This window comes from Streptomyces sp. NPDC101393, from assembly GCF_044767385.1.
GTDB lineage: Bacteria > Actinomycetota > Actinomycetes > Streptomycetales > Streptomycetaceae > Streptomyces.
Genome location: NZ_JBIWNU010000011.1, coordinates 126,873 through 140,129 on the forward strand (window position 1 = coordinate 126,873; position 13,257 = coordinate 140,129).

Below are 13,257 nucleotides of genomic sequence, written 5' to 3' on the forward strand. Positions count from 1 at the left end.
CAAGCATGTTCTCCAAGGTGAGTGGTCCTGTTCGGCTCGCGGACCGGGTCGCCGCGATCCTCTCCGAGGAGATCGAGTCCGGGCGTCTGGCCGAGGGCGACAAGCTGCCGACCGAGGTCGAGTTGGTCAAGCAGCTGGGCGTCAGCCGCACCGTGATCCGCGAGGCCGTTTCGCGGCTGCGCAACGCGGGCCTTGTCGAACCGCGCCAGGGCCGGGGCGTCTTCGTCCTGGCCCGGCGCACCCGCCCGCTCGACCTCGAAGCCGAGGCGTCCGACACCAAGGGCAAGGTGCTCCAGATCGTCGAGGTCCGCCGCGCCATGGAAGGCGAAGCGGCCTCGCTCGCCGCCACCCGTGCCACACCGGACGACGTCGCCCGTATGCGGCAGTGCCTGGCCGCGATCGACGAGGCGGTCGCGGCCGGCGGGGACGGCGTGGACGAGGACCTGGCATTCCACCAGTCGATCGCCGAGTCGACCGGGAACGCGGTGATGGTCTCGACCGTGCGCTACCTCGGTGAGGTGCTGCGCAGCGGCATCCGCGTCACGCGGGCCAACGAGGCGCGGCGGAACGACTTCATCGAGGCCGTCCGGGTCGAGCACCACGCGATCCTGGCGGCCATCGAGTCCGGCGACGCCCAGGCGGCCGGCACCGCCGTACGCCGTCATATGAAGCACGCCGCCTCCCGGCTCCAGGACGCGGACGAGGGCTTCTGGACGGACACGGACGACCTCCAGGTGGACTTGGACACGGCGCCCTGACCTGCACGCATACGCCTGGACATGGACCGGGTGGCCACCACGGTCGGAGCGGTCGGGGCACCGGCGTCTTCTTCGCGGGCTGCGGCACCGTCCAGCACACCTGCTCACCGCGGCGATCGCCCTGACAGTGCGGCCGCTGCGTACGTCCCGGCTCTGACGCGCGATACGCGGTCACCGCACGCGGGCACCGCACGTGCCGGCCCACGGCGGCGCCGCCGTGCCGCTGGGGCCCGCCCACGGTCAACCCGGGTTCCTGATCGACCGGTTCCTGATCGACCCGTTCGTCTTCGCGGCACGCGGAGGCACCACCGTGGAGGGTGCCGACCGCAGGCCGCCGGGGAGACCGCGCATCATCGCCAGGGTCGCTGTGACGCGGCGGAGATCAGGAGCCCGGCTTCTCGCCGAAGCCGCCCTCGCGGTACCGCCCTCGCGGTACCGCCCTCGCGGTACCGCCCTCGCGTCGTCGCCCTTCAGGAGGAGACGTGGCGCGAAACGGGACTGGCTGCGGTGAGGGCGCCGGACGGCATCAATGACGCCACACTCGGCACCCGAGTGGCACCTCCGTGACATCACCATGGCGCCACCGCAGCCAAATCCCCCACGCGAACGGCACCACGCCGCGCCAAGAAAGCGAGAAAACTCCAGCTCAGAGGCCCACGCACCACAAAAGCGCCACCATGGCTCGCCATGGCGCCATTGTTGTGCCATGATGGCGTCATGGACCTCACGCCCTACGTGGACCACCTCCGGCAAGAACTCGCCGTCGCAGCGGACGCCGGCGGTGACGAAGCCCGCGCCCTGGCCGAGCGGCTCACCGCCCCCCTGGAGTCCGCCACCCGGCTCACCTTGCTCAACGCGCTGTCCGCAGCCATGGGCGAGGTCACCCGGGACCTGGCACCCGGCTCGGTCGACGTGCGGTTGCGCGGGCTCGACCCCGAGTTCGTGGTGACGCCGCCACCCACACCCGAACCGTTCCAGGAGACGCAGGCACCGAGCGCGGCCCCCGCCGCACCCGCGCCGCCACCGCCGCCCGCGGACGCCGAAGACGGCACCATGGCGCGGATCAACTTCCGCCTCCCCGCGCACCTCAAGGGCCGCGCCGAGAACGCCGCGGCAGCGGAGGGCCTGTCGGTCAACGCCTGGCTGGTGCGGGCCGTGTCCACCGCCCTTGACGGCGGGGAGCGCGCAACCCCGCCGAGCCGCGGCAGGGACTCGGGCGGCCGGGGCTTCACCGGCTGGGTCCGCTAGGGCCGCCGGCCCGGCCCACCACCACTTTCACCGGCGGATCGCCGATCCGGCCGACGTTCACTCCTCACCCGCCTCACCGGCGGGATCACCCACCCGAGCCAAGAGAACGGGACAGCCATGCCTACTTTCGAGACCCCCGAACCGATCTCCGTCACCTTCGAGTTGGAGGTCGGCACCGCCCGCATCACCGCGGGCAAGCGCCTCGACACGGTCGTGGAGGTGCTGCCGCGCAACGGATCCGACGACAACGACGTACGCGCCGTGCAGCAGACCCAGGTCAGCTGCTCGGGCGGCCGCCTGACGGTCAAGACGCCCAAGAAGCGGTCCCTGTTCGGCAAGCCGGGCGCCATCGAGGTGAGCGTCGAACTGCCCGCGGGGTCGGATGTCCGGGGCACCTCGGCCATGGGCAACTTCCTCTGCGAAGGCCGCTTCGGGGAGGTCACACTCAAGACCTCGCTCGGCGACCTCCAGGTGGACGACGTGGCGGGCGGCGGCCTCAAGACCGACCACGGCGACATCCGCCTGACCCGCTCGACCGGCGACATCGAAGTCATCGGCGCGGGCCGGATCGAGATCGGCACGGTCGACGGCGCGGCGACCGTCAAGAACGGCAACGGTACGACCGAGATCGGCGAGGTCACCGGCGGCCTGAAGACCAACGCGGCCAATGGCGACACCTCCGTGGGCATCGCGCACAGCGACGTAGGCGCCAAGTCCGCCAACGGCCGGATCGAGGTCGGCGTCGCCCACGCCGGGGTCGACGCGATGTCTTCCAACGGCCGCATCCGCGTCGGCGACGTGACCCGCGGCCGCATCGACCTGCGCACCTCCGTCGGCGACCTCGAAGTGGGCATCCACGAGGGCACCGCGGCCTGGCTCGACGTGAACACCAAGTACGGCACGGTACGCAACGCGCTCGGCTCCTCCGCGGGCCCGGCGGACTCGGACGAGACCGTCGAGGTGCACGCGCGGACCGCGGCCGGCGACATCATCATCCGCCGCGCCTGACCCGCATACCCCCAACTCGCCATCCTCGAAAGGAAAGCGGCATGACCGCCACCCAGGCATCCGCGCCGATCTCCGCGAACACGACGGCGTCGGCGATCACCGTCACCGGACTGCGCAAGTCCTACGGCGACAAGCTCGTGCTCGACGGCATCGACCTGAACATCGCGGAAGGCACCGTCTTCGCCCTGCTCGGCCCCAACGGCGCCGGCAAGACCACCACGGTGGAGATCCTCTCCACACTCATCGGTGCCGACGCGGGCGAGGCCTGGGTCGCGGGCCGCCATCTGACCCGGGACGCCGACGCGGTGCGCTCCGCGATCGGCGTCACCGGCCAGTTCTCTGCCGTCGACAACTTGCTGACCGCCGAGGAGAACCTTCTCCTCATGGCGGATCTGCACCACCTCGACCGGCGCGAGGGCAAGCGGCGGGCCACGGAGCTGCTGCGCCGCTTCGAGCTGTCCGAGGTGGCGGGCAAGACCGCCGTCACCTTCTCCGGCGGCATGCGGCGCAAGCTCGACCTGGCGATGACCCTGGTCGGCGATCCGCGGATCATCTTCCTCGACGAACCCACCACGGGACTCGACCCACGCAGCCGGCGCACCATGTGGGAGATCATCCGCGCCCTCGTCGCGGACGACGGCGTGACCATCTTCCTGACCACCCAGTACCTCGAAGAGGCCGATCAACTCGCCGACCGCATCGCCGTGTTGGACCACGGCAGGCTGATCGCCGAGGGCACCGCCGACGAGTTGAAGCAGCGCATCCCCGGCGGCCATATCCGGGTGCGGTTCGCCGACGCCCAGGGCCTGGACGCCGCCGCGGGCATCTTCGGCATCGCCACCCGCGACGACGACTCCCTCACTCTGAAGATCCCCAGCGACGGCTCCCTCCCCAACCTGCGGGCCGTCCTCGATGCCCTGGAGGTCACCGCCGTCCAGGCCGAGTCGCTCACCGTGCACACCCCCGACCTCGACGACGTCTTCCTGACCCTCACCGGTCAGCCCCGCCCCGCCGACACCGTCGCCTTGACTGAGGAGAACGCCTGATGGCCACCATGTCCTACGCCGCCAAGGACTCCAGAACGATGCTGCGGCGCAACCTCAAGAAGGCCCTGCGCTACCCGTCCCTGACGGTCACCGTCGTGGCGATGCCCGTGGTGATGCTGCTGATGTTCAACTACGTCTTCGGCAGCGCCCTGGGCACCGGCATCAGCGGACTGCCCACCGGCAGCGGCGACTACATCGACTACTTGGCGCCCGGCATCATCCTGATGGCCGCCACCTCCGGCGCCCTGACCACCGCGATCAGCGTGTGCGTCGACAAGACCGAGGGCATCGTCAACCGTTTCCGTACGATGCCGATCTCCCGGGCCTCGTTCCTGACCGGCCATGTCGTCGGCAGCGTGATCCAGACGATGGCCAGCATCACGCTCGTCATCGGCATCGCCCTCCTGATGGGCTTCCGGCCCAGCGCCACGCCCGTCGAGTGGGTCGCCGCCATCGGCCTGCTCACCCTGCTCACGCTCGCACTCACCTGGCTCTCCGCGGGCATCGGCCTGGTCGCCAAGAACGTGGAGACCGCCAGCAACATCCCGATGCCGCTGACGTTCCTGCCGTTCGTCGGCAGCGCCATCGTGCCGACGGAGTCCATGCCCACCGGCCTGCGCTGGTTCGCCGAGTACCAGCCCTTCACTCCGATCATCGAGACGCTGCGCGGTCTGTGGCTCGGCACCGAGATCGGCTCCAGCGCCTCCATCGGCCTCACCTGGTGCGTGGCACTCTCCCTGGTCGGTTACGTCTGGGCGCGCCGCACCTTCAAGACCGGCACCAAGCGGTAACCACCGCTCCCCCCAGGCCACTTCACCGATGCCCACCCTCCACACCCCGCCCGACTATCACAGGAGGAACCATGTCTGACGACTCGACAGCCGCCGGCGCCACCGCCGACGACACCGTGCCCGATGAGCCGCCCACCCTCCCCACCGACCGGCGTACCGGCTGTCCCTTCGACCCGCCCGCCGAACTCACCGCGCTGAGCGATACGCCGATACGCCGCATGCGCTACGCCGACGGCCACCTGGGCTGGCTGGTCACCGGCCATGCCACGGCCCGCGCGATCCTGGCCGACCCGCGCTTCAGCTCACGCTACGAATTCCTGCATCTGCCGATGCCGATGGAGGGCGTGCCTGGCGAGTTGCTCCCGGCGCCGGTCGGCGACATCATCGGCCTCGACGCCCCCGAGCACACCCGCTACCGGCGCCTGCTCACCGGTAAGTTCACCGTCCGCCGGATGCGTCAACTCGCCGAGCGCGTCGAGCAGTTCACCACCGAGTGCCTGGACGCCATGGAGCAGGCCGGGCCCACGGCCGACCTGGTGGAAGCCTTCGCCCAGCCCGTTCCCGCGCTCATGATCTGCGAGCTGCTCGGCGTGCCGTACACCGACCGGGAGCGCTTCCAGAGCCAGGTGGCGACCCTCTTCGACCAGACGGCGGACATAGGGGCGAAGGGCGAGGCCTATACGGCGCTGCTCCAGTATCTGGGCGAACTCGTCCTCGCCAAGCGCGCCGAGCCCACCGACGACCTGCTCAGCGATCTGACCACCTCCGACCTCACCGAGGAGGAACTTTCCGGAATCGGCGGGATGCTGCTCGCCGCCGGACTCGACACCACCGCGAACATGCTCGGCCTCGGCACCTTCGCCCTGCTCAGCAACCCCGACCAGCTTCAGGCCCTGCGCGCCGACCCAGGCCTCGCCGAGCAGACCGTCGAGGAACTGCTGCGCCACCTCAGCGTGGCCGACCCGCTGCTACGGTCGGCCCTCGAGGACGTCGAGGTGGCGGGCCGGATCATCAGGGCGGGCGAGACGGTGACCGTGTCCGTGCAGGCCGCCAACCGTGACCCGCAGAAGTTCCCCGACCCCGACCGGCTCGACATCCACCGCAAGGCCACCGGGCACCTGTCCTTCGGCCACGGCGCCCACCAGTGCCTGGGCCAGCAGCTCGCCCGCGTCGAAATGACCGTCGCGTTCCCCGCGCTCTTCGCCCGCTTCCCCACCCTGCGCCTCGCGGTGCCGCCGCAGGAAGTACCACTGCGCGACCGCGCCAACATCTACGGCGTGGTCAGCCTGCCCGTCACCTGGGACGAGGAGTAGCCCCATGAGCGACCCACGAGATCCGCTGCGCCTCATCGTCGACCGTGACCGCTGCGCCGGCGCCGGCATGTGCGCCCTGACCGCTCCCGAGGTCTTCGACCAGGACGACGAGGAAGGCCTGGTGATGCTCCTGCACCCCGCGCCGGCCCCCGAGCACCGGGCCGCCGCCCGGATGGCCGTCAACCTCTGCCCCGCCGGAGCCATCTCCCTCAACTCCCCGGATTCCACGGACTCCTAGCGACCCGCGGCACGTCCCGGGCCGAGAACCCGCACCGCACACCGGTGGGGGCTCTCGCGCGTGCGGGCCCCACCCGCCACACGGCCCCCGCCCCGGCCCGCAGACCTACCTCTACAACCTTCACGCTGCTCCGCCACCTCTGTGACGAAGCACCGGCCCAGACGACGGCCGCCCCGTCGGACAGCGCAGCCCCGACAGGCACCTCCTGGCCGCCGGGAACCCAGCAGGCCGGAACGACCACCCGCCACACCCAGGACTACGGCAGGCCCCCGCGTGTCCCAGCCGGCGAGAGGGGGATGGCCTTCCCGCCCGTCGACATGCCCGCCGCGGTAGGTGCCGGCCGGAGTGACCCACCCTCAGTTCCGGCGCCGGCGTGGAGCATCGGCGCGGCATCGACCACTGGCCCATTGGGTGACTCATTGATCTTGGCCCTGTCGCTACCGTCTATATGAAAAACATTCGGTAGGTTCATAGGGCAGGGCCTCCGACCCCGGCAAACCTCCGAGGCCGGGGTCGGAGGTCTACCTGCGCCCCCGGCGTCAGCCCGCAGATGTTCCGAGCGGCGCCAGCGTCGGAAGGGTCAGACGAAGGCGGCAGCGACAGCACCCGGGCGCCGCTTTCCGGACTCCACCCGGACCCCCACGTGGGGCCGGCCGTACCGGACCGGAAGCCCCGACCGCGCGCCTCGTCTCGCGTGGCCGGCGGAGTCCGCCGGTCGTCGGGCGGACCGGGGCTTCTGGCCTCTCCGCCGGTCCCGTGATCCGTCCGTTCGGCGATTAGGATGGGGGTGTCAGACCGTCCAAGACTCTTTTGGACATAGTTGAGTCCCGCGAGGTCTACCTCATGCTTGATTTGCGTCAGCTGCGCTACTTCATCGCCGTGGCCGAGGCCGAACACGTGGGCCGCGCTGCTGAGCAGCTCCAGATCTCGCAATCCCCGCTCAGCCGGCAGATCGCCCAGTTGGAGAAGAAGCTCGGCCTCACGCTGTTCGAGCGCACCCACCAGCGCATCCGCCTGACTCGCGATGGCACGGTGTTCCTGAGCGAGGCCAGGGCGCTCCTGCGGCACGCCGACCGGCTGGAGAATCTGGGCCGCCGCCTGGGCCGCGGAGAAGAAGGCGGCCTGTGCATCGGCTACGTATCCGACGCCATGCACACCGGAGTGCTGCCGAGTGCGCTGCGCCGCCTGCAGGAAGAGCGGCCCGGCATACACGTCGCCCTGTACAGCATGTCCGCGTCGCAGCAGTTCGAGGGTCTGCGTCAGCGCAGCCTGGATATCGCCCTGGTACGGGAACCACCGGACCGCGCCGATCCCGTTCTCCGGGCCGCATCCCTGTTGGAGGACCCGTTGCTGCTCGTCCTCCCCGCCGGCCATCCGCTGGCCGCACAGGACGTGGTCAAGGCGCAGGACCTGGACGGGCAGGCGTGGATCGCGGTCGAGGACGAGGGCGATCCGGCATGGCGAGACGCATTCATCGCCTCATGTGTGGCCTCGGGCTTCACTCCGGACATCCGGCTCGACGCCGCGGAGCCGCTGACCGCGCTGGGACTGGTTGCCTCTGGACTCGGTCTGGCGCTGATTCAGAAGAGCATGTTGCAAGGCGGGAAGGATGGTGTGGTGGTGCGCGAACTGCCGTGGCACGAGGCATCCATTCGCCTGTGGGCCGTCTGGCACCACATCGACCTGCGCCCGATCGTCACCTCGTTCCGTGAGACGGTGCTGTCGGATGAACGGACGCGGAGCGAAGAGGCGTCCCCACGTAGGTCACGTAGGTGACGTCCTCACGTAGGTGACGTCCCCGCATAGGTGACGTGAGAACGGTGACCTGCTGCCCGCCGCGACCCACATATCGGAGCTGGGCCGCAAGCGGGTGAGTGCGCGCTGCCGGGCACGTCCTCTGCGCGGCCTGTGGGCGGTCGCCAGGGGCCTGTTCCTCCTCGGCGAGGCGGCGAAACTGCGGAGTTTGCGCAGGTCAAAGCGGTTGAGACCTCCAGGGACTCAAGTGCGTCCAAATCCGTCTTGGACAGTCTCAAGTTCCGCTTCTAGTGTCGAACTCACGCGGCCGGCAAGTGACGCCTTTGCTCGCATTCCCGGCACGCGCGGCCATCACGGTCCTCACCATCCACCGCACTGCAAGGAACTCCGCCATGAGCATCAAGTCTCTGCTGCCCGGACGTCTCGGCTTCGGCACGGCGCCGCTGGGCAACATGTTCCGTGACATCCCGGAGGAGGAGGCGGCCGCGACCGTCTCCGCTGCCTGGGAGCACGGCATCCGCTACTTCGACAGCGCCCCGTTCTACGGAGCCGGGCTCGCCGAGCTCCGCCTGGGTGAGGTGCTCTCCCAGCACCCGCGCGACGCGTACGTGCTGAGCACCAAGGTCGGCCGGGTCATCCATGACGAGGTCGAGGACCCCACCAGCCGCGATCTCGGCGAGAAGGGCGGGCTGTTCGAGTTCGGCCGCCCCAACAAGATGGTCGACGCCTACACGGCGGACGCCACCCTGCGCTCGATCGAGGACAGCCTCAAGCGGCTCAAGACGGATCGGCTGGACATCGTGTGGGTCCATGACGTCGCGCAGGACTTCCACGGCGACGAGTGGCTGTCCGTCTACGAGTCCGCACGCACGGGGGCGTTCCGCGTGCTGACGAAGCTGCGCGAAGAAGGCGTCATCAAGGCCTGGGGCCTCGGCGTCAACCGCGTGGAGCCCATCGAGCTGACTCTGGATCTGGACGAGCCCCGGCCCGATGCCTTCCTCCTTGCGGGCCGGTACACCCTCCTTGACCACGAACACGCTCTTGAGCGGCTGCTGCCCACGGCCGACCAGCAGGGCGTGGACATGGTCGTCGGCGGACCGTACAGCTCGGGCGTACTGGCCGGCGGCCGGCACTTCGAGTACCAGCAGGCAACACCGGAAATCCTCGCCAAGGTCGAGCGCATCAAGAAGCTCGCCCAGCAGCACGGCATCAGCATCAAGTCCGCGGCGCTGCAATTCGCCCTGGCCCACCCCGCGTCCGCCGCGGTCATACCCGGCGCCACCAAGCCGAGCCGCATCGTCGAGGACGTCGCCGCCCTCGACGAGAAGATCCCCGCCGCGTTCTGGACCGCCCTGCGCGAAGAGAAGCTCATCTCCCCCGTCGCGCCCCTGCCCACCACCTGACCAACTGCCTGACCGGCACCGCACCACCCAGGAGAAGACCATGGCCACCACCGCCGCTCACCTTGACGTTCCGGTCTCCCCCGACCGTGTATGGCAGCTCATCGGCGGCTTCGACTCGCTGCCCGACTGGCTCCCCTACATCCCCGTCAGCACGCTCAGCGAGGGCGGACGCGTCCGCAGCCTCACCAACGAGGACGGCGGCGTCATCGTCGAACGCCTCGAAGCCTTCGACAACAAGGCCCGCTCCTACACCTACTCCATCCTGAGCGCCCCCTTCCCGGTCACCGACTATCTCTCCACGCTCACCGTGCACGGGGTGCCCGGAGAAGGCAGGTCCCGTGTGGAGTGGTCCGGCGCCTTCACCCCGGTCGGTGTCACCGACGACGAGGCCGTGGCGCTGTTCCAGGGCATCTACGCGGACGGTCTCGACGCGCTGAAGCAGGCGCTCGGCGCCTGAGGCTCTCCGGACTTCTGTCCGTTGGCCTCAACGAGTCGGGGGAGACCCGCCCGCAGCCCCGCAGCCCCGCAGCCCGTAGTGGATTTCCCGGACCTCCCGGATCCCCCGGCTTTTCCGGCTCTTCCGGCTCTGCCGGCTTTTCCGGCGCGGGGCTGCCCCGCGCACCGCGGCGCCTCCCGGCAGGGGATTGCCGGCGCCCGTGCGAACAGGGTGCGATGGTTCATCTTCCGCGCCGTGGCGGTCAGTTCGAGCGGACGGCTCAGGCCAGTTCATGGCGGTGAAGCTGCCCCCACCTCCCCCACCTCCCCCCCCCCGGGCCAACGCCCTTTGACGGCACCGCCCTGTGCTGGGCAGTGCCGTCAAAGGGCGTTGGCCCGGGCGAGCGCTCAGCGTGCCGACAAGGCCGGTGCGTCGTCAGGATGCTGGTGGATGGCGCCGATCTCGTTCAGTTCGCTGCCTCGGCGGTCGGGGGCAAACGCGATCGCCGCCATCGCGATCAGCGTCGTCACGATCACGAAACCGATCACCATCCACAAGCTGCCGTCGGCCCAGAGGACCATCGCGCCGGCCAGTGCCGGGGTGAAGCCGGCGAGCAGGATCGAGGCCATCTGGTAGCCGATCGAGATGCCGGAGTACCGCACCGCCGTGGGGAACATCTCGCAGTACAGCGCGGGCAGCGGGGCGTACACCATGGCGTGCCCCAGGGCGAGGAACAGCACCACCCCGCCCACGATCGCCCACAGGTGTCCGGTGTGCACCAGGGCGAAGACGGGCCAAGTGGTGGCCACGATCAACGCGCCGCCGATGAGGAAGGTCCGTACGCGTCCGACGCGGTCGGACATCGCCCCGAATACGGGGATCATCACGATGTTCACGGCCGCGCCGATCATCGACGCGGTCAGACCGTAGCTCTTCGGCGTATGGAGGGTGGTGGTGACGTAGGACAGGATGAAGGTGGTGAACAGGTAGTAGTTCCCGGCCTCGGCGAACCGTCCGAAGACGGTGATGAGCAGCGGCTTGCGGTGATCGCGGAAGAGGATCGCCGCGGGCGCCTTGCGGCGTTCGAGCTCGGCGTCCATCTTGGCCTTCTCGGCGAGGAAGGCCGGGCTTTCGGTGGCGCGCAGCCGGATGAAGAAGCCGATGCCCGCAAGCACGACGCTGAGCAGGAACGGCACCCGCCAGCCCCACTCGTCGAAGGCGTCGCCCGAGATCCACGAGGCGAACGACACGGCGGCCGTGCCCAGCAGCAGTCCCGCGGAGACCCCGATCTGCGGCCAGGAGCCGAAGTATCCGCGCCGGGCCCGCGGCGCGTTCTCCACCGCGACGATGGCCGCCCCGCCCCACTCGCCGCCGACCGCGAAGCCCTGTGCCAGCCGCAGCGCGCACAGCAGCAACGGCGCCGCCACCCCTATCTGGTGATAGGTCGGCACGAAACCGATCGCCGCGGTCGCCACCGTCATGACCGAGAAGGTGAGGATCAGCGTGGACTTGCGTCCGATCCGGTCCCCGAGATGCCCGGCGACGAACGCGCCGATCGGGCGGGCCAGGAAGCCGACGCCGAACGAGGCGAGCGAGGCGAGCGAGACGATCTGGCCGACGCCGGGCGCGAGGTTCGGGAAGAACAGATCCCCGAAGACCAGTGCGGCGGCGACACCGTAAATCGTGTACTCGTACCACTCGACGATCGCGCCGATGGTGCCGGACTGCAGTGATCGGCGACGGATCTGCTCCGGCGTCGGGGTGGCGGCGGTGGGCATGTGATCTCCGTTGATCGGGGCGTGAGGCGGGGCGGTGACGTCAGGCGCGGACGGTCTCGAAGTGGTCCGTCCACGGCAGCGGGACACCGGCGTACTTGGCGGCGCGGACATCGCCCGAGCGGGCATGTCCCTCGAACAGCTCGACGCGGGCCGCCCGGCCGCACAACACCCCGAGGTCGGCCGACGACTTCGGCTCGCGCACCTCCTGGTAAGTGACGGTGCGCAGGTACATGCCCACCCACAGGCCGCCGGTGTAACGGGCCGCACCACGGGTCGGCAGCACGTGGTTGGTGCCGATCACCTTGTCGCCGTACGAGACGCAGGTCCCTTCGCCGAGGAACAGGGCGCCGTAGGCGTGCATCTTGTCCAGCGCTTCACGGGGGTTCCCGGTGAGGATCTGGACGTGCTCGTAGGCGAAGTCGTCGGCGACGCGGTAGGCCTCTTCGAGGTCATCGACCAGGAGGATCTGGCCGTGGTCCCGCCAGGCCTGGCCTGCGATGTCACCGGTCCGCAGGCCGGGCAGGATCGCGTCGATGTGCCGCTGCACCTCACCGGCGACGCGCTCGCTGGTGGTCACCAACACGGCGGGAGAGTCCGGGCCGTGCTCCGCCTGCGAGAGCAGGTCGACGGCGACGACGAACGGATCGGCATCGTCATCGGCCACGATCAGGATCTCCGTGGGGCCGGCGAACAGGTCGATGCCGACCTCACCGAAGAGCTGGCGCTTGGCCTCGGCCACATAGGCGTTGCCCGGACCGGCCAGCATGTCCACCGGCGTCACCGTCTCGGTGCCGACGCTCATCGCGGCGATCGCCTGGACACCGCCCAGGATGTAGATCTCGTCCGCGCCGGCCAGGTGCATCGCGGCGACGGTCGCGGCGGGGATCTTCCCCCGGATCGGCGGTGTGCAGGCGATCACGCGCGGCACGCCGGCGGCCTTGGCGGTCACGATCGTCATGTGCGCGGAGGCGGTCAGCGGGTAGCGGCCGCCTGGGATGTAGGCACCGACGGACTGGATCGGCACGTGGCGGTGGCCGAGGAACACGCCCGGGGCAGTCTCGATTTCCACCTCCGACATCGACTCCCGCTGCGCGTCGGCGAAGCGGCGGACGTTGGCCTGGACCGTCTTGATGTCCTCGATGACCTGGGGGTCGAGCGTGCCGATGATCTCGGCGAGCTCCTCTTCGCCGAGGCGGAAGGACTCCGGCTCCCAGCGGTCGAAACGCGCCGACAGCTCGCGGACTGCTCGGTCGCCACGGCTCCGAACGTCGGCGATCAACTCACGGACGACCTGCCCGACCGTGTCGTTGCCGGACGGCGCGGTGGACGAGGTGGTGGCGGCCTTGAGGGTGCGGGACACGCCCAGCTCCTTTGCTCGCAGAATGGATACGTATCCATTGGATACGTATCCACAGCATGAACAGCGAACGACGGAGCCGTCAAGAGGTGTCTCAGAGGCCGTTCAGAAGCAGGTCGGAAGCAG

Annotated in this window: 12 protein-coding genes; 10 read left to right on the top strand and 2 right to left on the bottom strand. The window is 69.8% G+C overall.

Going from position 1 to position 13,257, the window contains the following annotated elements:
- Positions 1-5: 5 nt before the first annotated feature.
- The 10 genes from ACIRQ7_RS31170 (at position 6) to ACIRQ7_RS31215 (ending at position 10,017) form a co-directional block, all read left to right on the top strand.
- A complete protein-coding gene (locus ACIRQ7_RS31170; RefSeq protein WP_404265960.1) occupies positions 6-758 on the top strand; it encodes a FadR/GntR family transcriptional regulator in 753 nt (250 codons plus the stop codon).
- 717 nt (positions 759-1,475) lie between these two features.
- Complete coding sequence (locus ACIRQ7_RS31175) at positions 1,476-2,006, top strand: hypothetical protein (protein ID WP_404265961.1); 531 nt, start codon at positions 1,476-1,478, stop codon at positions 2,004-2,006.
- A 117-nt stretch (positions 2,007-2,123) separates the two neighbouring features.
- Positions 2,124-3,014, top strand: coding sequence for a DUF4097 family beta strand repeat-containing protein (locus ACIRQ7_RS31180; RefSeq protein WP_404265962.1), 891 nt, complete (start codon positions 2,124-2,126; stop codon positions 3,012-3,014).
- A gap of 41 nt (positions 3,015-3,055) precedes the next feature.
- Positions 3,056-4,060, top strand: coding sequence for an ATP-binding cassette domain-containing protein (locus ACIRQ7_RS31185; RefSeq protein ID WP_404265963.1), 1,005 nt, complete (start codon positions 3,056-3,058; stop codon positions 4,058-4,060).
- Complete coding sequence (locus ACIRQ7_RS31190; RefSeq protein ID WP_404265964.1) at positions 4,060-4,851, top strand: ABC transporter permease; 792 nt, start codon at positions 4,060-4,062, stop codon at positions 4,849-4,851. Before ACIRQ7_RS31185 ends, ACIRQ7_RS31190 begins: the two co-directional genes overlap by 1 nt.
- 71 nt (positions 4,852-4,922) lie before the next feature.
- A complete protein-coding gene (locus ACIRQ7_RS31195) occupies positions 4,923-6,164 on the top strand; it encodes a cytochrome P450 (RefSeq protein ID WP_404265965.1) in 1,242 nt (413 codons plus the stop codon).
- Positions 6,165-6,168: 4 nt separating this feature from the next.
- A complete protein-coding gene (locus ACIRQ7_RS31200) occupies positions 6,169-6,402 on the top strand; it encodes a ferredoxin (protein WP_404265966.1) in 234 nt (77 codons plus the stop codon).
- Between the two features lie 843 nt (positions 6,403-7,245).
- Entirely contained in the window at positions 7,246-8,178 is a 933-nt protein-coding gene (locus tag ACIRQ7_RS31205) for a LysR substrate-binding domain-containing protein (protein WP_404265967.1), read from the top strand.
- Positions 8,179-8,549: 371 nt separating this feature from the next.
- Positions 8,550-9,560 carry an aldo/keto reductase gene (locus ACIRQ7_RS31210; RefSeq protein WP_404265968.1) on the top strand — a complete coding sequence of 337 codons (1,011 nt, stop codon included), beginning with the start codon at positions 8,550-8,552 and terminating at the stop codon, positions 9,558-9,560.
- Between the two features lie 40 nt (positions 9,561-9,600).
- A complete protein-coding gene (locus tag ACIRQ7_RS31215; protein ID WP_404265969.1) occupies positions 9,601-10,017 on the top strand; it encodes an SRPBCC family protein in 417 nt (138 codons plus the stop codon).
- A gap of 386 nt (positions 10,018-10,403) precedes the next feature.
- Here ACIRQ7_RS31215 and ACIRQ7_RS31220 read toward each other — a convergent pair whose 3' ends face one another.
- A complete protein-coding gene (locus ACIRQ7_RS31220; protein ID WP_404265970.1) occupies positions 10,404-11,774 on the bottom strand; it encodes an MFS transporter in 1,371 nt (456 codons plus the stop codon).
- A 40-nt stretch (positions 11,775-11,814) separates the two neighbouring features.
- The gene (gene hisD / locus ACIRQ7_RS31225; RefSeq protein WP_404265971.1) at positions 11,815-13,134 is read right to left on the bottom strand and encodes a histidinol dehydrogenase; all 1,320 of its coding nucleotides are present in this window, start codon (positions 13,132-13,134) and stop codon (positions 11,815-11,817) included.
- Positions 13,135-13,257 lie beyond the last annotated feature (123 nt).